Below are 22,938 nucleotides of genomic sequence, written 5' to 3' on the forward strand. Positions count from 1 at the left end.
CTGATGGGTAGGGGGCGGGGCGAGGAAAGTTACCCCTGGTACGCCTTAAGGTGCCCAGGTGGCCGAGAAGCGTGAATACCGCATGGAAGAGCTGGCCCGCCTCGCCGGGATCACAGTGCGCACCCTGCGTTTCTACCGCGAACGCAAGCTGATCCCGCCACCACGCCGCGAGGGCCGCATCGCCTGGTACGACGACCAGCACCTGGCCCGGCTGCGCACGATCACGGCCCTGCTGGAGCGCGGCCACACCCTCAGCGGCATCGCGGAACTGGCGGAGGCCTTCGACCACGGCCGCGACGTCGGCGACCTGCTGGGCGTCGGCGGCCCCACCGAGGAGGAGCCGGTCCACCTCACCCCCGAGGAACTCGCCGACCACTTCGCCGGCGAGGCCACACCGGAGAACCTCGCCGCCGCGATGGAACTCGGCTACCTCGGCACCGACGGCGGAGAGATCGTCCACGTCAGCCGCCGCCTCCTGGACGTCTCCTCGGCCCTGGTCCACGAGGGCATCCCCCTCGCGGAGGTCCTCGCCGCCGCCCAACAGGTCCGCATCCACGCCGACGCCCTCGCCGAACTCTTCACCACCCTGGTCCTCCGCCACGCCTCCCCCGAGGACCTGCCCCGCCTGCGCCCACTGGCCCGGAGCGTGGTGGAGGCGGAACTGTCCCTGGCGCTGGACCGCAGGATGCACAGACAGGACTAGCCGTCGAGGACCATCACGCCTCAAATATCCAGCCGTGCAGAGGGATTCACCCAATCGAGGCAGCTTCTAGGAAAGCACCGACGAAACCACGTTCGCACTCCCAGAGTGAGATCGAAAAGGCCCCGGCGACTGTGCGACCAGTCCCGGGGTGTGGCCGACACTTACGAGGAGCGTCGCAGCCATCCCGACCGGCTTCGACTCCGATCGAAAATCTGCGAGCTCTCGGAGCCGTGCGCCTCAGCTGCCTGACAGCAGTGACCACCTCGCCCACCAGGCAGCGCACCTCGATCCAGTTGTGTGCCCGACAACTGGGTTTCACGCTGATCGCCGAAGCCTCTGACCTCGGGGTGTCCGCACGCCTTCTGTCCCCCTTCGAGAGGCCCTCCCTGTCGTCCTGGCTCCAGCGCCCGGACGCGTATGAAGCCATCGTGTGGTCGCATGTGGATCGCGCCGTACGATCGGTGCTCCACATGTCCGAGTTGATCGAGTGGAGTCGGCGGAACTCCATCACACTCGTCTTCGGAATGCCTGAGGAGCATCGGCCGCTGGTGATCACTCCGCAGGCCGCTGGCGACGCTGTCCGCCGTTGCATGGATCTGGCCCACGCAGCGGAGCAAGAAGCGCGCGCCATTTCTGCCCGTCTCACCAGCGCTCACGAAGTGCTGCGCGCCGCAGGCCGATACGGCGGCGGCCTGGTGCCATTCGGGTACAAGAAGTCACCGCACGCCTCCGGCGTCGGATGGAGTCTCGTACCTGACCCCGAAACCGTCACCGTGGTCCGCGCGATCGTGAACGGTGTCCACTCGGGACGGTCCCTCGTCGCCATCGCTCACGAACTCGAGATCGCGGGCGTCCTGGTGCCACGTGATCGCCATGCATACCTTCAGGGACGCCCCACGGGTGGGCGGCGCCACGGACGCGACTTCGAGCGGTACCGCTGGACAGCAGGCAGCCTGTGCAAGATCCTTCGGACCCCGGCGCTGATGGGCCACCGTGTGCACAAGGGGAAGACAGTCCGCAACGCTGACGGCTCACCGGTACTGATCGGTCCTCCGCTGCTGAGCGAAGAGGAGTTTCAGGCGCTCCAGGACACCCTCAAGGCCCGCTCGAACGGCCCTCGCCGCAAGCGCCGGGAGACGGCGCTGCTGATTGGGGTCGCGCACTGCGCCGGGTGCGGTGGCCGCATGTACTTCGCCGCACGAAAGGCGTGTGCATACGGCGACTACGTCTGCCGTGCTTCTGCCCGGGGCACGACCTGCACTGCTCCCGCCGGCATCCGCGCCGACTGGCTCAACGAGTACACCGTCAGCCACTATCGCGAGGCGTTCGCCACGGACGGGGAGGTGACTCGGGGGCAGCTCCTCAAGGACGGAGTCCGCGTCATAGTCGTCAAGGGGCGGTCGGGCGGCGGACCGAAGCGACTGACCGGACCCGATACTTCACGCCTGACCTTCACGATCGAGTCTCGTACTTGATCTGCCCTGCGACATGTGGGGGAACGCCAGATGTCTGGCACCCCCACCCATGTCACATTCCGAAGACGACCGTCACGGGAGCATGATCCGACCACCGTTCGTCATGGCTGGCCGCACGCTCCACGAAGCCCTTGACCGCCCGCTTGGCTAGCCCGGGGGTGGCCACGTGGAGATCGATCCTCCAACCCGAATCGTTCTCGAAAGCCCGCCCTCGATACGACCACCACGAATACGGCCCCTCGGTGTCCGGGTGGAGCGCGCGGACGACGTCGACGTATCCGCCGTCCTCGGGAGTGAGGACCCGGGTCAGCCACTCCCGCTCCTCCGGCAGGAACCCGGAGTTCTTCTGGTTGCCGCGCCAGTTCTTCAGGTCTGCCCGCTGGTGGGCGATGTTCCAGTCGCCGCAGACGAGCACTTCGCGCCCCTCGGCGGCGGCACGCTCCCGCAGCTCCTTCAGATGGGCGAGGAACTCGCCCATGAAGCGTTCCTTCTCGTCCTGCCGCTCGGTGCCGACCTCGCCGGAGGGAAGGTAGAGGGAGGCGACGGTGACGCCGGGCAGGTCGGCCTCGACGTACCGCCCGCTGCCGTCGAACTCGTCGGACCCGAAGCCGATCCGCACCCGGTCGGGCTCGCGGCGGCTGTACAGGGACACCCCGGCCCGGCCCTTGGCGGCGGCGGGCGCGTGCACGACATGCCATCCCTCGGGCGCGCGGACGTGCCCGGGCAGCTGCTCCGGCTCGGCGCGCACCTCCTGGAGGCACAGCACATCGGCTTCGGTCTCCGCCAGCCACTCCACGAAGCCCTTCTTCGCGGCGGCACGCAGCCCGTTCACATTCACAGAGGTCACAGTGAGCACCCGGGCACGATACCGGCACGCTGGACGAGGTCCAGTTCCGGATCGAATACGGTAGCGGCCATGCACATACGCCGGGTCTCCTTCGACCACCCCGACGCCATGAAGCTGAACGACCAGGTCCAGGCCGAGTACGCCGTCCGCTACGGCGACGACGGCGACGCCACGCCCATGGCCGCCGCGGACTTCGACCCGCCCCACGGCGTCTACCTGATCGCGTACGACGAGCACGGCACCCCCGTCGCCTCGGGCGGCTGGCGGGCCCAGGACATCAACGACGAGGGCAACCTCGACGGCGACGCCGAGCTGAAGCGCATGTACGTGATCGACGGCATGCGCGGCAGGGGCCTGGCCCGGCGCATCCTCGCCGCCCTGGAGGAGGACGCCCGCACGGCCGGCCGGATCCGCATGGTCCTGGAGACCGGCACCAAGCAGCCGGAGGCCATAGCCCTGTACACGTCCAGCGGCTACGAGCCCTGCGCCAAGTTCGGCTACTACCGCCTGTACGAGTCGAGCCGCTGCTTCGCGAAGGACTTGAGGACCACCGGCTGACGGATGCTCAACGGCGGTCCGCACTGTGGCCCGTGTCACCGGCGCGGGCCACCAGCGTCGCCGGCTCACCGATCAGGCCCTGAACACACGTCAGAGCCCCGGTCGGTTTCCCGACCGGGGCTCTGAGCTGCGTGGACCTGAGGGGATTTGAACCCCTGGCCCCCTCGATGCGAACGAGGTGCGCTACCGGACTGCGCCACAGGCCCTTGCAACGAGTGAAACTTTAGCACTCCGATCGGCCTGCTTGGAAATCCGTTCCCCAGGGGCCGTCACCTGCGGCTTCGTGAGCCTATTCGTTGGCGGCCCGGGGCCGATCCCCGTCCTCGTACTGGTCGAACAGCGGGGTGCGGCCGCGCTCGCGGGCCCGTCGGGCCGAGGCGGCCCGGCGGGCGTCGCTGCGTCCGTCGCCGTCCCCGTCGTCGTCCGTGTCCTGGGCGGGGGGCTGCGGCTCGCCGGGGCGGTCCGCGGCGGACTCGGTCTCCGCATTCGGGGTGACCGAGCTCGACCGCGCCGAGCTCCAGGTGTCGGGGGCGCCGAGATCCACGTCACTGGTGGCCCTCGGTGCGACCGGGGCGGTCACGTACGTCGGCAGGGGCACCGGCACCGGCTCCCAGCTGTCGCCGCCCTGGCAGGGCCGGCGCTGCCGCTCGCGCTGCTGGTCGACCCACTCCGCGTGGTCGGTCTGCTCGACGAGGGCGCGCCGGTCCGCCGCGAGGGCCGACAGGCCGGGGTCGGTCACCGGCTCGGGTCCCTCCTCCGGGTCGTCGCTCTCGTCGGCCGGGGCGCGACGGCGGGGCTGGCGGCTCCGCTCGCGCAGGCGCTGCGCCGCGGCCTCGGCCATGCGGCGGTCCATCTGGTAGGCGAAGCGGCGGCGCTCCTGGGAGCGCAGGTAGGCGATGTAGACGCTGAGCATGACCGCGGGCACGCCGGGCGCCCACAGGAAGGCGAGCCCTCCGACCGCGGCGACGATCGCGCCGAGGGTGAAGGCGGCGAACAGCATGGTGGTGGTGCGCCGACGGCGCGCGAGCACTTTCGAGCGCCGGGCTCGTGCCGCGGCCGCCTCGTTCGCCTGTGCCGAGGCGCTGCGCCGGGCCGCGGGGACCCGTTCCCGGGGGCGTCCGGACATCGCCGCGTGCGGTGCGGGCGACTGGCGGGCCTGGGGTTCGGGGGCCGCCGGGCGGGCCGGCTGTTCGGTGCCGGGCGACGGTACGGGTGCCTGGGTCTGGGGCCGGGTCTTGGACACGGCGAAGGCCCGGACGTCCACCGAGTCGGTGGCGGCGTCCAGGTCGTCGGCGCCCTGCTCCCCCTCGTCGGTGGAGCGCGCCCGGTCCTTGGCGTACCGGCGCTCCATTCCCGCCCGTCCGGACAGCAGCCGGATGGCGGTGCTGAAGCGTTCCGTCGGACGGGCCTCGTTCAGCTCGTCCTGCCTACGGAGCCACATCGGCACCAAGTAGGCGGCCCAGGCCCCGACGATGACTGCGTAGATGAGGCCGCTGCTGCTCACGCCTCACACCGTAGAGGGGTTTGCGTGAGGCCATCTGCCAATTGAGCCGGTGTGTCGCACGATCTGGCTGATATTTCGAACTTTTCTTGTGATGGATGCGATCAGCAGACCGCCCAGGCCGGGAATTCATTGCCCTGAGATGGTCACCAGTCGATCATTTTCGAACACTTATTCAATTTCCGGGGTGGTGCCGCATTCCCGGATTACTCTGCGATCGTGCCCGCTGCCAGCGCCTCAGCAACCCGTCCGGCACCTCCTCCGCCGTGAGGGCGAAGACGAGATGGTCGCGCCAGGCCCCGTCGATGTGGAGATAGCGGGGGCGCAGACCCTCCTCGCGGAATCCGAGTTTCTCCACGACCCGGCGGCTGGGTCCGTTCTCGGGGCGAATGCAGATCTCGACACGGTGCAGTCCGACGGTGCGGAAACAGTGGTCGGTGACGAGCGCCACCGCCGTCGGCATCACACCGCGGCCGGCCACCGACTCGTCCACCCAGTAGCCGACGTGGCCCGAGCACATCGAGCCCCAGGTGATCCCGGCGACCGTCAACTGCCCGACCAGCCGCCCCTGGTACTCGATGACGAAGGGCAGCATCCGGCCCGCGTTCGCCTCCGACCGCAGGTGGCGGACCATCTGGCGGAAAGTCGGGCGGTGCGCCATCGGCCCGCCGGGCGTGGGCGGCGGAATCGTCGCCTCCCAGGGGCGCAGCCAGTCGCGGTTGCGCCGGTTGACCTCACGCCATACCCGCTGGTCGCGCAGCTTTATCGGCCTGAGGACGATGTCGCCGTCCACCAGCTCCACGGGCCAGGATGGGCTGTTCAGCTCGCACCCCCGGTGCCGGGTCTGGGGTGGTCGCCGCCCCGGAGCTGCTCGACGGCGTGGACGAGCAGCGGCTCCAGGACGGCGAGGCCGTCCTTCACGCCGCCGCTGGAGCCGGGCAGATTGACGATCAGCGTGCCGCCCGCCACTCCGGCCAGGCCCCGGGAGAGCGCCGCCGTCGGCACCTTCTCCCGGCCGAAGGCCCGGATGGCCTCGGCGATGCCCGGCACCTCGTGGTCGATGACGCGGCGGGTCGCCTCGGGGGTGCGGTCGGTGGGCGAGATGCCCGTGCCGCCGGTGGTGACGATGACGTCGTAGCCGGCGTCGACCCCGGCGCGCAGGGCGGCCTCCACGGGGTCGCCGTCGGGGACGACCTGCGGGCCGTCGACCTCGAAGCCGAAGCGCTGCAGGCCGTCGGAGATCAGCGGGCCGCCCTTGTCCTCGTAGATCCCGGCGGCGGCCCGGTTCGAAGCCGTGACCACCAGAGCGCGGTACGTCATGCCCGGCTCCAGTCGCCCGACTTGCCGCCCGTCTTCTCCTCCACCCGTACGTCCGTGATGACCGCTCCCTTGTCGACCGCCTTGACCATGTCGACCACGGTGAGCGCGGCGACGGAGACCGCGGTGAGGGCCTCCATCTCGACACCCGTGCGGTCCGTCGTCTTCACGGTTGCCAGGATCTCCACGGCGTCGTCCGCGACCGACAGGTCCAGTTTCACACCGGACACCGACAACGGGTGACAGAGCGGGATCAGATCGGGGGTGCGTTTGGCGCCCATGATCCCGGCGATCCGCGCGGTCGCGAGGGCGTCGCCCTTGGGGACGCCCTCGCCGCGCAGCAGCTCGATCACGCGGGGCGAGACGAGGACCCGTCCGCTGGCGCGGGCGGTGCGCGCGGTCACGTCCTTCTCCGACACGTCGACCATGCGGGCGGCGCCCGCCGCGTCGATGTGCGTCAGCCGGTCCTGCGTGGGGCCGTCCTGCGGGGGTGGGTCCTGCGTGCTCATGCTGTGTGGCGCTCCCGGTCCGGGCCCGCCGCGGTGCGGCGCACGGGCCTGTTGTGCGCGACACGGTACCCGCAACCAGCGGCTATCGGCCGAGCAGGACCACCTCGACGTCGGCGCCCGGCTCGACGGACTCGGTGTCCTCGGGGACGGCGATCAGGGCGTCCGCGTGGGCGAGGGCAGCGACCAGGTGGGATCCGGCGCCGCCGACCGGGGTGACCTTGCCGTCGGCGTAGGTGGCGCGCAGGAACTGGCGGCGGCCCTTCGGGGAGGTCAGCGCCTTGTCGGCGGTCAGCGTCGCCCGGGTCGTCGGGCGGTGGACGTCCCGCAGGCCCATGAGGGTGCGGATCGCGGGGCGGACGAAAAGTTCGAAGGAGACGTACGACGACACCGGGTTGCCGGGCAGGGCCAGCAGCGGGGTGTGGTCGGGGCCGATGGAGCCGAAGCCCTGGGGCTTGCCGGGCTGCATGGCGAGCTTGCGGAAGTCGATGCCGCTGCCGGCCTCGTCCTCGTCGCCGACGTGGGACAGGGCTTCCTTGACCACGTCGTACGCGCCGACGCTCACTCCGCCGGTGGTGACCATCAGGTCGGCGCGTACCAGCTGGTCCTCGATGGTGGAGCGCAGGGTCTCGGCGTCGTCGGCGACGGCGCCCACGCGGTAGGCGATGGCGCCGGCGTCGCGGGCGGCGGCGGTGAGGGCGAAGCTGTTGGAGTCGTAGATCTGACCGGTGCCCAGTTCCGTGTCCGGCTGGACGAGTTCGCTGCCGGTGGAGAGCACCACCACGCGCGGGCGCGGGCGGACCCGGACGGTGCCGCGGCCGATCGCGGCGAGCAGGCCGATCTGGGGCGGGCCGAGGACGGTGCCGGCCTCCAGGGCGCGGTCGCCGGCCTTCACGTCGCTGCCCTTGGCGCGCACATGTGCGCGGGCCTCGGCCGGGCGGTACACGTGGACGTGCCCGGTGGCGCCCTCGGGGCCGAGGCTGCGGGCGCGCATGCCGCGCACCGGGCCCTCGCCGAGCCCGCCGTCGGTCCACTCGACGGGCACGACCGTCTCGGCGCCGGGCGGCAGCGGGGCGCCGGTCATGATGCGGGCGGCCTGGCCGGGGCCCACGTGGAGCAGTTCGGCCTGGCCCGCGGCGACGTCCCCGACGACCTCCAGGGCCGCCGGGAACTCCTCGCTCGCGCCCGCGACGTCCGCGACCCGTACCGCGTATCCGTCCATCGAGCTGTTGTCGAAGGGCGGCAGGGACACCGGCACCGTGATGTCCTCGACGAGGACGCAGTCCTGGGCGTCGAGCAGGTGCAGCTCGATGGGTTCCAGGGGCCGGACGGTGGCGAGGATGTCCTCCAGGTGCTCGTCCACCGACCAGAGGTGGTCGGCGTCGGAGTGGTCCTGGCCGGTGACGTGGGGCGCGGCGCTGCTCAACGTGCTACATCTCCTCGGCTACGTAACTGCGGAGCCAGGTCCGGAAGTCCGGTCCCAGGTCTTCACGTTCGCATGCGAGTCGGACAATGGCACGCAGGTAGTCCCCGCGGTCGCCGGTGTCATAGCGGCGGCCCTTGAAGACGACGCCGTGCACGGGGCCGCCGATCTTCTCCGCGGCGGTAGCCGCTGATGTATACGTCTCGGCGAGCTGCTGGAGGGCGTCGGTGAGCTGGATCTCGCCGCCGCGGCCCGGCTCCGTCCGGCGCAGTATCTCGAAGATGTGCGGGTCGAGGACGTAGCGGCCGATGATGGCGTAGTTGGACGGGGCGTCGGCCGGGTCGGGCTTCTCGACCAGGCCGCTGATCTGGACGACGTCGCTGTCCTCGGTGGTCTCCACGGCCGCGCAGCCGTAGAGGTGGATCTGCTCCGGGGCGACCTCCATGAGCGCGATGACGCTGCCGCCGCGCTGCTCCTGGACCTCGACCATGCGCTGCAGCAGCGGGTCGCGGGGGTCGATGAGGTCGTCGCCGAGGAGGACGGCGAAGGGCTCGTCGCCCACGTGCGGGGCGGCGCACAGGACGGCGTGGCCGAGGCCCTTGGGGTCGCCCTGGCGGACGTAGTGCATGGTCGCGAGGTCGCTGGACTCCTGCACCTTGGCGAGGCGGCTGGCGTCGCCCTTCTTCTGGAGGGCCGATTCCAGCTCGTAGTTGCGGTCGAAGTGGTCCTCCAGGGGGCGCTTGTTGCGGCCCGTCACCATGAGGACGTCGTCGAGACCCGCGGCGACGGCCTCCTCGACCACGTACTGGATCGCGGGCTTGTCCACGACCGGCAGCATCTCCTTGGGAGTGGCTTTGGTGGCCGGCAGGAACCGGGTGCCGAGGCCTGCTGCTGGAATGACAGCCTTGCTGATCCGAGGGTGCAACTGAGTCATGTCGGCCACCCTATCCGGTGGCTTTGCATGGAATCTGCGGCTCCGGTTCATAGGCGCTCATATGAGCGTATTGCGACGGTACGGGAGCAACCATTGAGGCCTATCGCACGTCCGGGCGAGCCTGACAAGCGGAGTTTGCGGCGCGAGATCCTCGCGGCGAGGAGCAGGTTGACGGCGGATGACCTGCGGGAAACGTCGGCCGCGCTGGCCGGGCGGGCGCTGGAACTGCCCGAGTTGGCGCGGGCCGGAACGGTGGCGGCGTACGTCTCCGTGGGGAGCGAACCCGGGACGCTCGCGCTCCTGGACGCGCTGCGCGCCCGGGGCGTGCGCGTGTTGCTGCCGGCCCTGCTGCCCGACAACGACCTGGACTGGGGTGCGTACGAGGGCGGGAGCTCCCTGGCGCGCGTGCAACACGGCGGCAGGATGGCCCTCTTCGAACCCGCGGGCGAGCGCCTCGGGCCGGATGCCGTGACCACCGCCGACGCCGTGCTGCTTCCCGGGCTCGCGGTCGACGCGCGCGGGATGCGGCTCGGGCGCGGCGGCGGCTCGTACGACCGGGTCCTGGCGCGGCTGGAGCGGGCCGGGGCGCATCCCGCCCTGGTGGTGCTCCTGTACGACTCCGAGGTCGTCGAGCGCGTCCCCGCGGAGCCGCACGACCGGCCGGTGGACGCGGTGGTGACACCGTCGGCTGTGCGACGGTTCCGGCCGGCGCCCTGACGCCGAAGGGCCCTCCACGCGCGCGTGGAGGGCCCTTCGTTCACCGGCTCACGGCCGGAGCACCAGCTTGTCGGCCGTGCTCTTCTCGACCGCCTGGTCCGAGAAGGACCACGGCAACAGCTCGCCGTCGGCCCACTTGTCGGTCTGGTCGACGTAGTGCGCGTTGTAGGCGTGCCCGGAGGCGCCGGTGAGGTTGATCCACTTCGACTTGTCGAGGTCGCCGAGGTTCACCACCATCCGCATGGACGGCACCCACACCACCCCGTAGCCGCCGGCCGCGTTCCAGCCGGTCGCGTTGACGGTGGCCTCGCCGCCGCCGAGCTCCCAGGGGCCGCGGTTGAGGGCGTACTGGATGAAAGCGGGGCCCGCGGTGCCGAGGGTCTGGTTCTTCAGGAACAGACGGTGCAGCCGGCCCCAGCTCCAGGTGTCGATGTCCTTGCCGAGCTTGGCGGTCAGCTCCCAGCGGGCGTCGATCATGGCCCGCTTGAGCAGCTGGTCGCGGTTGACGGCGCCCGGGCGGCTGTTGCTCACCTTGGGCGTCTTCCACCAGTCACTCTTCGGCTGGTTCATGAGCCCCCGCACCACCTCGAACCAGCGGTCGCCACCGTCCGGCTGCGCCTTGTCGGGATCGCGCTGGCCGCACTCGCGGACCTTCTCGGCCTCGTCGGCGGGGCCGGTGGTGTTGACCGGCTCGACCCACAGGCACTGGCCCTTGGGGCGCAGCTCCTTGGGCAGCTTGTTGCCGAAGGCGAGCTTGAGGACGTTGCGCCACACCGCGTTGAAGTAGGCCGCCGCCGCGGAGTCGGCGTCCTGGGTGTAGTCCCAGCCCTCCAGGAGCTTCTGCGCCTCGCGGACGTCCTTGTTCTCGGGGTCGATCTTCAGCAGCTTGGGCACCAGCAGCCGGGCGATCTCGCTGCTGTTGTCCAGCTGCATCTGGCGCATGTCGTCAGTGGAGATCTTGCCGCCGTCCTTGATCTTCGACTGGATCAGGTCGGTGATCCGCTGGCTGCGCGCGCCGTAGCCCCAGTCGGCGGTGAGCGTGTACGGGTACTTGTCCGGGTCGATCACGGCCTGGTTGGCGGTGACGATGTAGCCGCGCTCCGGGTCGTACTCGTAGGGCAGCGCGTCCTGCGGGATGTAGCCGGTCCAGCGGTACTTCGGATCCCAGCCGGGCGCCGGGACGGAGCCGTCGTCGCCCTTCGCGCGCGTGGGGATCTTCCCCGGCAGCGTGTAGCCGATGTGGTTCTCGGTGTCGGCGTAGATCAGGTTCTGTGAGGGCACCTCGAACTGCGCGGCGGCCTTGCGGAAGTCGGTCCAGTTCTTCGCCTTGTCCATGGCGAAGACGGCGTCCATGGTGGTGCCGGGCTGCAGGGCGGTCCAGCGCAGCGCGACGCCGTAGCCGTCGCCTCTGTCGGGTGCGGCGGTGTCGACGGTGGCCTTCCTGCCGACCTTCACGAGCTCCTCGTCGCGGTCGGACAGCAGGGGCATCCCGTCCTCGGTCTGCCGTACGACGATCTTCTTGGACTCGCTCCCGGCGACCTTGATGGTCTCCTCGCGCGTCTTGAAGGGCTTGACCTTGCCGTCGTACAGGTAACCGTTGCCGGTGATCTTCTCCAGGTAGAGGTCCGTGACGTCGACGCCGGAGTTGGTCATGCCCCAGGAGATGTCCTGGTTGTGACCGATTATGACGCCCGGCATGCCGGCGAAGGTGTAGCCGCTGACGTCGTACTGGCACGCGCTGGAGACGCTGCGGCAGTGCAGGCCCATCTGGTACCAGACGGACGGCAGGGAGGGCGACAGGTGCGGATCGTTGGCCAGCAGCGGCTTGCCGGTGATGGTGTACTCCCCGCCGACGACCCAGGAGTTGGAGCCGATGCCGTCGCCGTTCACGCCGACGGCCGGCGGGAGGTCGTCCAGGGCCCTGGTGAGGCCGCCGAGCTGGCTGTCCAGGCCCGCGGTGCCCGAGGCGCCGGAGGCCGTGCCGCTCGCGCCGGACGTGCCCGAGGCGGTGCCCTGGGTGCCCGCCGTTCCGGCAGAGGCTCCCGCGGTGCCGCCGGTGCCGTTCGCGCCCGATGTACCGCTCGTGCCGGATGTGCCGTTCGTCCCGCCCTGCTCGAACGCCCTCGTCAGCTCGTTGTACTGGCCCTCCTGGACGATGGCCTTGTTCCGGCTGTACGGGTACCGCGGGTACAGGTCGGCGATCTGCTTCGGGCCGAGGCGGCTGGTCAGCAGGGCGCGGTCGATCTCGTCCTGCATGTTGCCGCGCAGGTCCCAGGCCATCGCCTTCAGCCAGGAGATCGAGTCGACCGGGGTCCACGCCTGCGGCTTGTAGTCGTTGGTGAAGCCCAGCGCCGCGTACTCCAGGGAGATGTCCTCGCCGTCCTTGCCCTGGAGGTAGGAGTTGACTCCCTTGGCGTAGGCCTGGAGGTACTTCTTCGTGGCGGCCGACAGCTTGGTGTCGTACTCCTGCTTGGCGACCCGGTCCCAGCCGAGGGTGCGCAGGAACTCGTCGTTGTCGACCTGGCTCTTGCCGAACATCTCCGACAGGCGCCCGGAGGCCATGTGGCGGCGGACGTCCATCTCGTAGAACCGGTCCTGCGCCTGGACGTAGCCCTGCGCCATGAACAGGTCCGCGTCGGAGGAGGCGTAGATCTGCGGGATGCCGTAATGGTCGCGCTTGACCTCGACGGGGCCCGAGAGGCCCTTCAGCGTGAGGGTGCCCTTGGTCTGCGGGAAGGAGGCCCGGACGGTGCTGATGGACCAGTACGACCCATAGGCCACGCCCCCGATGAGGGCCAGCACCAGGACGAGCACGATAAGGCGGGCTTTGCGCCCCTTTCTCCTGCCGGACTTGCCGGGCTGCTGACCCGTGGAGGCGGTGGTGTTGGGGGGCATCGCTGTCCTTGCTGTCCTAACGCGAGCGGCAGGTTCGGCTGTGCTTTTAACTGAGCGCTGGAGCAACGATAGGCGCAGGGCCCAGCGCCCCTTGACGCGGAGTCGGGAACCGGCACGGACGGACGTTCGATCATGCCTCAAGAAGTGTCAAGAAATCGTCAAGAGTTAGGTAAGGTAACGAAGTAGTTGGCGCGGTGCGCCACAGCTTCATGTGCGATGTACGTGAGCCCACGCGCGCGTGCGTGCGGCTAGGGAAGGAATCGGCCGCTGACTGTTCACCACCTCAACCAGCTCCTGCTCGTCTGCTCGCTCGTCCTGCTCATCGCCGTCGCGGCGGTACGGATCTCCTCGCGCAGCGGGCTCCCCAGCCTGCTCGTCTACCTGGGGATCGGCGTCGCCATGGGCCAGGACGGCGTGGGCGACATCCACTTCGACAACGCCGAACTGACTCAGGTCATCGGGTACGCGGCCCTGGTCGTGATCCTGGCCGAGGGCGGTCTTGGCACGAAGTGGAAGGAGGTCAAGCCGGTCCTGCCGGCCGCCACGGCACTGGCGCTGGCCGGTGTCGCGGTGAGCGTCGGGGTCACGGCGTCGGCCGCGCACTACCTGATCGGCCTGGAATGGCGGCAGGCCCTCATCATCGGGGCGGTCGTCTCCTCGACCGACGCGGCGGCCGTGTTCTCCGTGCTGCGCAAGATCCCGCTGCCCGCACGCGTCACGGGCACGCTGGAGGCGGAGTCCGGCTTCAACGACGCCCCGGTGGTCATCCTCGTGGTGTCCCTGTCCACGGCCGGTCCCGCGGAGCACTGGTACGTGCTGCTGGGCGTGATCCTGCTGGAGCTGGCGATCGGCGCGGCCATCGGACTCGCGGTGGGCTGGCTGGGCTCGTTGGGGCTCAGGCACGTGGCGCTGCCCGCCTCCGGCCTCTATCCGATCGCCGTCATGGCGATCGCCGTGGTGGCCTACGCGGCCGGCGCGCTCGCCCACGGCAGCGGCTTCCTCGCGGTGTACCTCGCCGCGATGGTGATGGGCAACGCGCGGCTGCCGCACTGGCCGGCCACCCGCGGCTTCGCCGACGGCCTCGGCTGGATGGCCCAGATCGGCATGTTCGTCCTGCTCGGCCTGCTGGTCACCCCGCACGAGCTGGGTGACGACATCGTGCCCGCCCTGGCCATCGGGCTGGTGCTGACCATGGTGGCGCGACCGCTGAGCGTGGTGCTCTGCCTGTCGCCGTTCCGGGTGCCGTGGCAGGAGCAGGCCCTGATGTCCTGGGCGGGGCTGCGCGGGGCCGTGCCCATCATCCTGGCGACCATCCCCATGGTCGAGGGCGTCGACGCCAGCCGCCGGATCTTCAACATCGTCTTCATCCTGGTCGTCGTCTACACCCTGGTCCAGGGCCCGACGCTGCCCTGGCTGGGCCGCAAGCTGCACCTCGGGGACGGCTCGGAGGCCGCCGACCTCGGCATCGAGTCCGCCCCGCTGGAGCGGCTGCGCGGCCATCTGCTGTCCGTGGCGATCCCCGGCGAATCGAAGATGCACGGCGTGGAGGTGGCCGAACTGCGGCTGCCGCACGGCGCGGCCGTGACGTTCATCGTGCGCGGAGGCGAATCCTTCGTTCCGCTGCCGACGACGATATTGCAGCGCGGGGACGAGCTCCTCGTGGTCGCCACGGACCCCGTCCGGGACGCGACCGAGAGCCGGCTGCGGGCCGTGGGGCGCGGCGGCAAGCTGGCCGGCTGGCTGGGCACGGACGGGGCGAGCCGTTGAGGGCGTTTTGCGCGGTTTAGGAATTGCAGGGCGTACAGCGCATGGTGCTCACTTTCACAGGAGCGCACCCCCTTGATCCCTGTACGATGAAGGTGTTACCCAGATCGAACCACCTCTGCCTGACGCAGAGCTGGCGCGACCGTATGGCGGTCGGGACACCCCTCCTCACCCGGGCCCCGGCATCTACCGCAGTTCCGCGCAAGAGGACAGCTCTCGGCGCCGCCCGCTACGGGGCCGCGCTACCAGGCGGCAGAAAGGCACGGGCCGTGGCGTCCACGGTCACCTCGAAGGCGTCGGAGAACCCGACGGCTTCCGCCCGCCCGGGATACGGCCGGCTGCTGCGCACCCGCGGCGCCTGGACCTTCCTGCTCCCCGGCTTCGCGGCACGCCAGCCGTTCGCGATGCTGACCATCTCCATCGTGCTGCTCGTGCAGCACACCACCGGCTCGTACGGAGCGGCGGGCGCCGCCGCGGCCGTCACCGGTGTCTCCATGGCCCTGTTCGCGCCCTACAGCGGCCGTCTCGCCGACCGCTACGGGCAGCGCACCGTGCTGATCCCCGGGGTGCTGCTGCACGCGCTGTCCGGTCTGACGCTGACGGCGCTCGCGCTGCTGGACGCGCCCCTGTGGGCGGTGTTCGCGGCGGCCGTCCCGACCGGTGCGTCCGTGCCGCAGGTCGGCCCGATGGTGCGGGCCCGCTGGGGCGTGAAGCTCAAGGACTCGCCGCTGATGACCACCGCCGCGGCCTTCGAGTCCGTCACGGACGAACTGACCTTCGTGGTCGGACCGCTGCTGGCCACCGCCCTGTGCACGGCAGTCGACCCCGCCGCCGGACTCGTCACGGAAGCCTCGCTGACCCTGGTCGGCGGTCTGCTGTTCGCCGCGCAGAAGAGCACACAGCCCTCGGTCGCCACCCGCGGGCACGCGCGCGTGGAGCACGTTTCGGCGCTGCGCGTCCCCGGGGTACGCGTGCTGATCGTGACCTTCCTGGGCATCGGCACGGTCTTCGGCGGCATGCAGGTCTCGCTGGCCGCGTTCACCGAGTCGATCGGCGAACCGGGCCTGAACGGCGTCCTCTACGGCGTCTTCGCCGCGGGCAACATGCTCTCCGGCGTGGTCTGCGGCGCGATCGCCTGGAAGGCCGCCCCGCGGCGGCGCCTGGTCATCGGCTACACGGCGCTCGCCCTGGCCGCGTCGGGCCTGTGGGCCGCCCACTCGGTGCCGGTCCTCGCCGGCCTCGGTCTGCTGGTCGGCATGTGCATCGCGCCCGCCCTGATCACCGGCTACACCCTGGTCGACAGCCTGGTCCCGGCCGGTGCCCGCACCGAGGCCTTCACCTGGCTGACCGGGGCGGTCGCACTGGGCCAGGCCGCCGCCGTCACAATCGCCGGACAGCTGGAGGACCGCTTCTGGTCGGGCGCCGGTTTCCTGGTGCCGACGGGCGGCACGGTGCTCGCCCTGGTGACCCTCCTGGCACTGCGGTCCCACCTGGCGGCGCGGACCAACGGCCGGACCGTCGCACGTGGCGTGGGTCACCGCGTGCCGGTGGCAGTGGACTGAACGGCCGGAATACGTCACTATGGATCGTCGTTAGCACTCATCGAGTGAGAGTGCCAGGAGGAAGACAGTGCCCACCTATCAGTACCAGTGCACCGAGTGCGGCGAGGGCCTCGAGGCGGTGCAGAAGTTCACCGACGACGCTCTTACCGAGTGCCCCAACTGCACGGGCCGCCTGAAGAAGGTGTTCTCGGCGGTCGGCATTGTCTTCAAGGGCTCCGGCTTCTACCGGAACGACAGCCGCGGCTCCTCGTCGAGCAGCGCCCCGGCGGCGAAGTCGTCGAGTTCCGCGTCCTCGGGCTCGTCGTCCTCCGACTCGGGCTCGTCGAGTTCCGCTTCGAGCTCGTCGTCGAGCACCGGCAGCTCCTCCAGCAGCACCACCGCCGCGTAAGGCCTGATTCTTACGGGACCCTGTCGCCCTCGGGCGACGGGGTCCTCGGCGTTTCCGCGTGCGGTTAGGGTGCGGGCATGGCGAACAAGGCGAACGTGACGGACCAGGAAGACGCCGGGATCGGCGTCATCGGCGGCTCGGGGTTCTACTCCTTCCTCGACGACGTGACCGAGATCCAGGTCGACACCCCGTACGGGCCGCCCAGCGACTCCCTCTTCCTCGGCGACGTCGCCGGTCGGCGGGTCGCCTTCCTGCCGCGGCACGGACGGGGCCACCACCTGCCGCCGCACCGGATCAACTACCGGGCCAACCTGTGGGCACTGCGCTCGGTCGGCGTGCGCCAGGTCCTCGCCCCGTGCGCCGTGGGCGGCCTGCGCCCCGAGTACGGGCCGGGCACGCTGCTGGTGCCGGACCAGCTGGTCGACCGCACGAAGTCCCGCGCGGGCACCTACTTCGACGGGGTGCCCCTGCCCGGCGGCTCCGTGCCGAACGTGGTCCACGTGTCGCTGGCCGACCCCTACTGCCCCGCAGGACGGGCCGTCGCACTGAAGGCGGCGCGCGGCCGGGACTGGGAGCCGGTGGACGGCGGCACCCTGGTCGTGGTCGAGGGCCCGCGCTTCTCGACGCGTGCGGAATCGTTGTGGCACCAGGCGCAGGGCTGGTCGGTGGTGGGCATGACCGGCCACCCCGAGGCGGCGCTCGCCCGTGAGCTGGAGCTCTGCTACACGTCGCTGACCCTCGTCACCGACCTCGACGCGGGTGCCGAGACGGGCGAGGGCGTCTCGCACGACGAGGTGCTGCGGGTGTTCGCGGCGAATGTCGACCGGCTGCGGGGGGTGCTGTTCGACGCGGTGGCCGGGCTGCCCGGGGTGGGCGAGCGGGACTGTCTGTGTGTGAGTGCGCTGGGCGGGATGGATCCGGGGTTCGTACTGCCGTAGGGGTCGAGGGGGGGGCGACTTGCCTTGCGGAGAGCCGGAAGTCGCCGTTCGGGTGAGGGAGTTGTCCACAGGCCGGTGGTGGGTCCACAGGCCTGAGCGGGCGGCGGCGTGAGGCCTCATCGTGGGGGACGCAAGCCGGTCCCTCGTCGCAGGTGGTGGTCCCCGTGTCCCTTGCTCGTTCCTCGGTCGTGTCCTCGTCTCCCTCCTGGTCACTCGCCTCGTGCCCGCCCGGGGCCGAGGTGCCCGCGAGCCGGGAGGTGCCGCGGTTCGATCCGGTACGGGTATGCGGCGGGCACCGGTCCGGCCGGCTGTTCAGGCGCCGGCGGCGGGCCGTGGCCGTGGGCCTCGCGGTCACCGCCACGGCACTCGTGGCGGCGGGCCCGCGCGACACCGACGGGGCCCGTGGCCATCCCCGGGTGCGGCCTCCCTCGCAGACGGCCCCGGTGTCCGGGGAGCGGCCCGCGCACACGCGCCGTGCCGCGGGGTCGTTGACGGCCCCGGTCCGGATCGCCGACGCGGCCACGGTACGGCTGCTGCGGCCCGGCGACCGGGTCGACGTCATCGCCGCCGAGGGGGCGGTGCCGGGCGGCGACCCCCGGGTGGTCGCACGCGGGGTCAGGGTGACGAAGGTGCCGGAGCCGGAGGCGGGCGCGGGCGACAGCGGGGCGCTGGTCGTGCTGTCGGTGCCACGGGCCACCGCCGCCCGGCTGGCCGGCGCGAGTGCCACCGGGCGGCTGGCGGTGACGCTGTGGTGATGGCGTGCACGATCCCGTCAAGGCCCTCGTTCGAGGGACCTGGTTACCCGGTTCGGCCCAACGGTGACGTAGGTTGCGGAGCGTTTTGTTCCACAAGCTGCTCGTGCGAGGAGAGACCCCCAGGTGAGCGAGAAGAAGGAGCCGAGTGTCCTGGAGGGCTTCAGGGCCTTCCTGATGCGCGGGAACGTCGTCGATCTGGCGGTGGCGGTGGTGATCGGTGCCGCCTTCACCAACATCGTCAACGCCGTGGTGAAGGGGATGATCAACCCGGTCGTCGGCGCCATCGGGACGAAGAACCTCGACCACTACAGCTCGTGCCTGAGCTCGACCTGCGAGGGCGAGAAGGGCATCCAGATCCTGTGGGGTTCCGTCCTCGGTGCCGCACTGAGCTTCGTCATCACCGCGGCGGTCGTCTACTTCCTGATGGTCCTGCCCATGGCGAAGTACCTGGCCCGGCAGGAGGCGCGCCGGAAGGCGAAGGAGGGCGCGCAGGAGATCATCGAGGTGACCGAGTTGGAGGTGCTGAAGGAGATCCGGGACGCGCTGGTCGCGCAGCGCGGCTCGGGGCACGACCAGCGGTAACGGCGCCACGGGCTGCAGACCGGGCGGCACGGAACGCGCTGCGGGCGGTCGCCTTGCCCGTGGTTCAGAGGTGGTGGGGCGGCTTCTCGTCCAGGAAGCGCTTGAGGTCCGCCGCACTGCCGCCGGAATCGGTGCGCTCGCCCCAGCCGCGGTCGGTGTCGTCGGAGGACTGCTGGTCGAACGGGTCGTCGAAGACAAGCGCGGGCTTCGGCTCGCGCGGCTCCGGGCCGGGGACGGTACTCATGCAACCAGGGTACGGTCGCGGAGAGAGTCCCCGTGCCCTCTGCTCTGCTGGTGATCTGCTGCACCTTCCTGGGTCACCGGGCGATGTTCGCGGCAGGGGTCGTCTGCGCGCTGTCCGGCGGCCGGAGAGACCCTGGCCACGCATCCGGCCACGCGGGAAAGCGGGCCGGCGAGGCGGACGGGGTGAGGGCCGCCGCGATTCGGGTGACGGCCTCCGTGAGCCGGGTGACGGCCTCCGTTGGTCCAGGCCGCGTAGGTCAAGGGCTGACACGGCACTCGCCGGTTCGGTACGCCCGCGGGGCGGGGCAGTGGCGGACGAGACTGTTCCCCATGACAGTTGACGCACTGACAGATGTCTACGGCCTGCGTGTGGGGCACGCGACACGCACCGGCGACGGTTGGCTCACCGGCACCACGGTCGTGCTCGCCCCGGAGGGCGGGGCCGTGGCCGCCGTGGACGTGCGGGGCGGCGGGCCCGGCACCAAGGAGACGGACGCGCTGGATCCGCGCAACGTGGTGCGGAAAGTGGAGGCGGTCGTGCTGACCGGCGGCAGCGCGTACGGTCTCGACGCCGCGTCGGGGGTGATGGCCTGGCTGGAGGAGTGGGGGCGCGGTATCCGTGTCGGGCCGGAACCGGATCAGGTCGTGCCGGTGGTGCCCGCCGCCTGCGTCTTCGACCTGGGGCGGGGCGGTGACTTCCGGGCCAGGCCGGACGCGGCGACCGGCCGGGCCGCGGTCGAAGCCGCCGCGGCGAGCGAGCTCGGCGCGCCGGTGCCCCAGGGGTGCGTGGGGGCGGGCACGGGAGCGGTGGCCGGGGTGGTGAAGGGCGGCATCGGCAGCGCGAGCACGGTGCTCGGCTCGGGGATCACGGTCGCGGCGCTGGTCGTGGCCAACGCGGCGGGATCGGCGGTGGATCCGGAAACGGGGGTGCTGTACGGGGAGTTGTTCCAGGGGCGGGTGGAGTACCCGGCAGCACAGGTGCACGCGCGGGCGCGGCGGCACCTCGCCGAGACGGCCGCGAGGAATACGCCGCCGCCGCTCAACACGACGCTCGCGGTGGTCGCCACAGACGCGGATCTGTCCAAGGCACAGGCGCAGAAGCTGGCCGGCACGGCGCACGACGGCATCGCCCGGGCGGTGCGTCCGGTGCATCTCCTCAACGACGGGGACACGGTGTTCGCCCTGGCGACGGGTGAGCGGGCCATGGACGCCGCGAACCCGCTCGCCCTGAACGAGATCCTCGCGGCGGGTGCGGACATGGTGACGCGCGCGATCGTCCGGGCCGTGCGGGCGGCGGACCCGGTGGACGGTCCGGGCGGGGCGTGGCCGTCGTACGGGGAGCTGTACGCGGGGGGCTGAACAGGCCTGCGGGCACAGCGGATTCACAGCTGAACCGGTTTTTGTCGCGGTTCTGTCACGTGACGGCCTCCATGGGGAACGGACGGAACCCGGCCGGCACCCCGGCCCCTCTTCCCTCACGTACTGGAGCGGATCACGCAACATCACATGAACTGGGAGCAGCCCGTGACAACGCCGAACATTTCAGCGCGGCGCACTCTGGGGGCCTGTGCCGCCCTGATGGTCGGCGCCCTGACCCTCACCGCCTGCGGTGGCAGCGCCAACGCCGACGACGGCAAGGGCGGCAAGGGCGGTACGAAGACGTCCGTGGCGAAGATCGCCATCTCGGCGAAGGACGGTTCGACCGGCGCGTCCATCAACCGGACCGGCGTGAAGGTCAGCGACGGGAAGCTGACCGAGGTGAAGATGACCGTGGCGGGCAGCGGGCAGACCGTCGCGGGTTCGGTCTCCGGTGACGGCAAGGTCTGGAAGCCGAAGGAGCAGCTGGAGCGCGGGACGAAGTACCGGATATCGGCGACCGCGAAGGACTCGGACGGCCGGACGGCCGCGGCCAACTCGATCTTCACGACGGTGACGTCGTCGAACAGCTTCATCGGGACGTACACGCCGGACAACGGCACGACGGTCGGCGTGGGCATGCCGGTGTCGTTCACCTTCGACAAGGCCATCACCGACCGGAAGGCCGTGCAGTCGCACATCACGGTCTCCTCCAGCAGTGGGCAGAAGGTCGTCGGGCACTGGTTCAACGGGCAGCGGCTCGACTTCCGGCCGGAGGAGTACTGGAAGGCCGGCTCCAAGGTCACGATGAAGATCGACCTGGACGGGGTCGAGGGCGCTAACGGCGTCTACGGCGTGCAGAAGAAGACGGTCACCTTCACGGTGGGCCGTTCTCAGGTCTCCACGGTCGACGCCGACACCCAGACCATGACGGTCGTCCGGGACGGAAAGACCGTCAAGACGATCCCGATCTCGGCGGGCAGCCCGGAGCACACCACGTACAACGGGCAGATGGTGATCTCCGAGAAGTTCGTCCAGACCCGGATGAACAGCCGGACGGTCGGGCTGGGCGGGGAGTACGACATCCCGGACGTACCGCACGCGATGCGTCTGACGACGTCGGGCACGTTCATCCACGGCAACTACTGGTACAACAAGGGCAACCCGCCCTTCGGCCGTCAGGGCACCAGCCACGGCTGCGTCGGTCTCGCCGACGTCCAGGGCGCGGGCGGCAGCACGCCGGCCAAGTGGTTCTACGACAACTCCCTCATCGGGGACGTGGTGATCGTGAAGAACTCCCCCGACAAGACGGTGGCGCCGGACAACGGGCTCAACGGCTGGAACATGGCCTGGAGCCAGTGGGTCTCGGGCAGCGCCTCCTGACCACATGAAAGACCACCCCAGCTGGGGTTTTTGACGGGCCGCCCGGGCCGCGCGGGAACTTTTCGCGTGGCCCGGGCGTTTTCCCGGACGTACGTTTTCTCGGTTCCCGGACATGATGTCCGACCGAGGGGCTACCGTATGCACCCACAAGGTGACATGCAGCAACGCCGGGAGAAACCTTGAGCGTTCCGTACGAGACGGCAGCGTACGAACCCCACGACTCGCCCGAGTCTCCGGAGGAGCACCTCGCGCGACTCCTCGGCCGCGCCCTGAACTCCTTCGAGCTACCGGACGAGACGATAAGGCGCCTGGACTGCGCGCTGGCGCACGACGGTTCGCTGCACTCCGCGCACCACAGCGCGGGCCTGCACCGGGAGACGTACCGGCACACGTGGCTGCTCGCCGACGGTTCGGCGCTCACGCTCTGGGAGCTCGTCCACAACACCGCGCCGGGCAGCGAGCCTCACCATGAGGTGTACGTCGACGAGGAGGAGCTGCGCGCAGCCACCATGCGGCTGCCGCTGCCGCCGGACACCCCGGACTTCGAACTGCCGGTGGCGGTACAGCTGTCCCCCGTCCCCGCCCCCCGGCACGCCTACGCCGCGGAGGACTCCGCGGACCACGCGCGCCGTTTACTGCGCCGGGCGGAGAACGCGGACCGGCCGGACGCGGAGACGGCGGCCCTGCTGGCCACCGCGTCGGGGCACCAGATCACCCAGGCCTTCGGCCGCCCGTGCCACGCGGGCCGGGAAGGCCGGGCAGGCCTGGGTTTCTCGCTCTACGAGCACGCGTTCCTGCTGCGCGACGGCGAGGAGGTCTCCCTCTGGGAGGTCGAGCACACGGCGACGCCGGACGGGCGGCACATGTGCGAGGTGTACGTCAGCGAGGACGCGGCGCGCGAGGCGATGGAGCGGCGGGCGGCGCAACTCTCCTAGGCGGGCCGGACTTTTCTAGTAGGACTCCGTTACGTCTGTCTCGCGGTCCTGTTCGGGGGCATGTTGGGTGTGTGGATGCACATGAAGTGAACCGTGCTCGGGCGAAGTTGGCCGTATTCGTGGCTGACGTGTTCGCGTCGGTGCCACGCAAGGATC

Annotated in this window: 22 protein-coding genes and 1 tRNA gene; 13 read left to right on the forward strand and 10 right to left on the reverse strand. The window is 70.6% G+C overall.

Annotation, left to right across the window (positions count from 1 at the left end):
• The first annotated feature begins 82 nt into the window (after window positions 1-82).
• Together ACFY9S_RS33640 and ACFY9S_RS33645 are read left to right on the forward strand one after the other, a co-directional pair.
• The gene (locus ACFY9S_RS33640) at window positions 83-703 is read left to right on the forward strand and encodes a MerR family transcriptional regulator (RefSeq protein WP_391136165.1); all 621 of its coding nucleotides are present in this window, start codon (window positions 83-85) and stop codon (window positions 701-703) included.
• Window positions 704-957: 254 nt separating this feature from the next.
• On the forward strand, window positions 958-2,178 hold the full coding sequence (locus ACFY9S_RS33645; protein ID WP_391136098.1) for a recombinase family protein: 1,221 nt from the start codon (window positions 958-960) through the stop codon (window positions 2,176-2,178).
• A gap of 52 nt (window positions 2,179-2,230) precedes the next feature.
• On the opposite strand, the gene ACFY9S_RS33650 is transcribed toward ACFY9S_RS33645, so the two are convergent.
• A complete protein-coding gene (locus ACFY9S_RS33650) occupies window positions 2,231-3,034 on the reverse strand; it encodes an exodeoxyribonuclease III (protein WP_391136101.1) in 804 nt (267 codons plus the stop codon).
• A 60-nt stretch (window positions 3,035-3,094) separates the two neighbouring features.
• On the opposite strand from ACFY9S_RS33650, the gene ACFY9S_RS33655 reads away from it, so the two are divergent.
• A complete protein-coding gene (locus ACFY9S_RS33655; RefSeq protein ID WP_391136104.1) occupies window positions 3,095-3,583 on the forward strand; it encodes a GNAT family N-acetyltransferase in 489 nt (162 codons plus the stop codon).
• Window positions 3,584-3,715: 132 nt separating this feature from the next.
• Here ACFY9S_RS33655 and ACFY9S_RS33660 read toward each other — a convergent pair.
• The 7 genes from ACFY9S_RS33660 to galU all read right to left on the reverse strand — a co-directional run bounded on the left by ACFY9S_RS33660 (window position 3,716) and on the right by galU (window position 9,264).
• Window positions 3,716-3,789, reverse strand: a tRNA-Ala gene (locus tag ACFY9S_RS33660).
• An 83-nt stretch (window positions 3,790-3,872) separates the two neighbouring features.
• Window positions 3,873-5,087, reverse strand: coding sequence for a gephyrin-like molybdotransferase receptor GlpR (gene glpR / locus ACFY9S_RS33665; RefSeq protein WP_391136107.1), 1,215 nt, complete (start codon window positions 5,085-5,087; stop codon window positions 3,873-3,875).
• A 172-nt stretch (window positions 5,088-5,259) separates the two neighbouring features.
• Window positions 5,260-5,880, reverse strand: coding sequence for a GNAT family N-acetyltransferase (locus ACFY9S_RS33670; RefSeq protein ID WP_391136168.1), 621 nt, complete (start codon window positions 5,878-5,880; stop codon window positions 5,260-5,262).
• Window positions 5,881-5,903: 23 nt separating this feature from the next.
• Window positions 5,904-6,404: a molybdenum cofactor synthesis domain-containing protein gene (locus tag ACFY9S_RS33675; protein ID WP_391136110.1), complete on the reverse strand. Its 501-nt coding sequence runs from the start codon at window positions 6,402-6,404 to the stop codon at window positions 5,904-5,906.
• Complete coding sequence (moaC, locus tag ACFY9S_RS33680) at window positions 6,401-6,910, reverse strand: cyclic pyranopterin monophosphate synthase MoaC (protein WP_102909966.1); 510 nt, start codon at window positions 6,908-6,910, stop codon at window positions 6,401-6,403. The genes ACFY9S_RS33675 and moaC overlap by 4 nt, the downstream gene beginning before the upstream one ends.
• An 82-nt stretch (window positions 6,911-6,992) precedes the next feature.
• On the reverse strand, window positions 6,993-8,333 hold the full coding sequence (glp, locus tag ACFY9S_RS33685) for a gephyrin-like molybdotransferase Glp (protein WP_391136114.1): 1,341 nt from the start codon (window positions 8,331-8,333) through the stop codon (window positions 6,993-6,995).
• 4 nt (window positions 8,334-8,337) lie between these two features.
• Window positions 8,338-9,264, reverse strand: coding sequence for a UTP--glucose-1-phosphate uridylyltransferase GalU (galU, locus tag ACFY9S_RS33690; protein ID WP_391136117.1), 927 nt, complete (start codon window positions 9,262-9,264; stop codon window positions 8,338-8,340).
• Window positions 9,265-9,432: 168 nt separating this feature from the next.
• Between galU and ACFY9S_RS33695 the strand changes: the two genes are divergently transcribed.
• The gene (locus tag ACFY9S_RS33695; RefSeq protein WP_391136120.1) at window positions 9,433-9,981 is read left to right on the forward strand and encodes a 5-formyltetrahydrofolate cyclo-ligase; all 549 of its coding nucleotides are present in this window, start codon (window positions 9,433-9,435) and stop codon (window positions 9,979-9,981) included.
• A gap of 48 nt (window positions 9,982-10,029) precedes the next feature.
• Here the strand turns inward: ACFY9S_RS33695 and ACFY9S_RS33700 are convergent, their stop codons facing one another.
• Window positions 10,030-12,876: a penicillin acylase family protein gene (locus ACFY9S_RS33700; RefSeq protein WP_391136123.1), complete on the reverse strand. Its 2,847-nt coding sequence runs from the start codon at window positions 12,874-12,876 to the stop codon at window positions 10,030-10,032.
• Window positions 12,877-13,143: 267 nt separating this feature from the next.
• On the opposite strand from ACFY9S_RS33700, the gene ACFY9S_RS33705 reads away from it, so the two are divergent.
• The 6 genes from ACFY9S_RS33705 (at window position 13,144) to mscL (ending at window position 18,865) form a co-directional block, all read left to right on the forward strand.
• Complete coding sequence (locus ACFY9S_RS33705) at window positions 13,144-14,643, forward strand: potassium/proton antiporter (protein WP_391136171.1); 1,500 nt, start codon at window positions 13,144-13,146, stop codon at window positions 14,641-14,643.
• 266 nt (window positions 14,644-14,909) lie between these two features.
• Window positions 14,910-16,202, forward strand: a complete 1,293-nt coding sequence (locus tag ACFY9S_RS33710; RefSeq protein ID WP_391136126.1) for an MFS transporter — start codon at window positions 14,910-14,912, stop codon at window positions 16,200-16,202.
• Window positions 16,203-16,269: 67 nt separating this feature from the next.
• The gene (locus tag ACFY9S_RS33715; RefSeq protein WP_391136129.1) at window positions 16,270-16,590 is read left to right on the forward strand and encodes an FmdB family zinc ribbon protein; all 321 of its coding nucleotides are present in this window, start codon (window positions 16,270-16,272) and stop codon (window positions 16,588-16,590) included.
• A 77-nt stretch (window positions 16,591-16,667) separates the two neighbouring features.
• Entirely contained in the window at window positions 16,668-17,528 is an 861-nt protein-coding gene (locus ACFY9S_RS33720; RefSeq protein ID WP_391136132.1) for an S-methyl-5'-thioadenosine phosphorylase, read from the forward strand.
• Between the two features lie 239 nt (window positions 17,529-17,767).
• Window positions 17,768-18,283: an RcpC/CpaB family pilus assembly protein gene (locus tag ACFY9S_RS33725; RefSeq protein WP_391136174.1), complete on the forward strand. Its 516-nt coding sequence runs from the start codon at window positions 17,768-17,770 to the stop codon at window positions 18,281-18,283.
• 123 nt (window positions 18,284-18,406) lie between these two features.
• A complete protein-coding gene (gene mscL / locus ACFY9S_RS33730) occupies window positions 18,407-18,865 on the forward strand; it encodes a large conductance mechanosensitive channel protein MscL (protein ID WP_391136135.1) in 459 nt (152 codons plus the stop codon).
• A 64-nt stretch (window positions 18,866-18,929) separates the two neighbouring features.
• On the opposite strand, the gene ACFY9S_RS33735 is transcribed toward mscL, so the two are convergent.
• Window positions 18,930-19,109, reverse strand: coding sequence for a hypothetical protein (locus tag ACFY9S_RS33735; protein ID WP_102914067.1), 180 nt, complete (start codon window positions 19,107-19,109; stop codon window positions 18,930-18,932).
• Between the two features lie 329 nt (window positions 19,110-19,438).
• Between ACFY9S_RS33735 and ACFY9S_RS33740 the strand changes: the two genes are divergently transcribed.
• The 3 genes from ACFY9S_RS33740 (at window position 19,439) to ACFY9S_RS33750 (ending at window position 22,782) form a co-directional block, all read left to right on the forward strand.
• Window positions 19,439-20,467: a P1 family peptidase gene (locus ACFY9S_RS33740; protein WP_391136138.1), complete on the forward strand. Its 1,029-nt coding sequence runs from the start codon at window positions 19,439-19,441 to the stop codon at window positions 20,465-20,467.
• A gap of 165 nt (window positions 20,468-20,632) precedes the next feature.
• On the forward strand, window positions 20,633-21,847 hold the full coding sequence (locus ACFY9S_RS33745; RefSeq protein WP_391136141.1) for an Ig-like domain-containing protein: 1,215 nt from the start codon (window positions 20,633-20,635) through the stop codon (window positions 21,845-21,847).
• A gap of 179 nt (window positions 21,848-22,026) precedes the next feature.
• Entirely contained in the window at window positions 22,027-22,782 is a 756-nt protein-coding gene (locus ACFY9S_RS33750; RefSeq protein WP_391136144.1) for a DUF6227 family protein, read from the forward strand.
• The last annotated feature ends 156 nt before the right edge of the window (window positions 22,783-22,938 follow it).

The organism is Streptomyces sp. NPDC012474 (assembly GCF_042955185.1).
Lineage (GTDB): Bacteria > Actinomycetota > Actinomycetes > Streptomycetales > Streptomycetaceae > Streptomyces > Streptomyces cahuitamycinicus.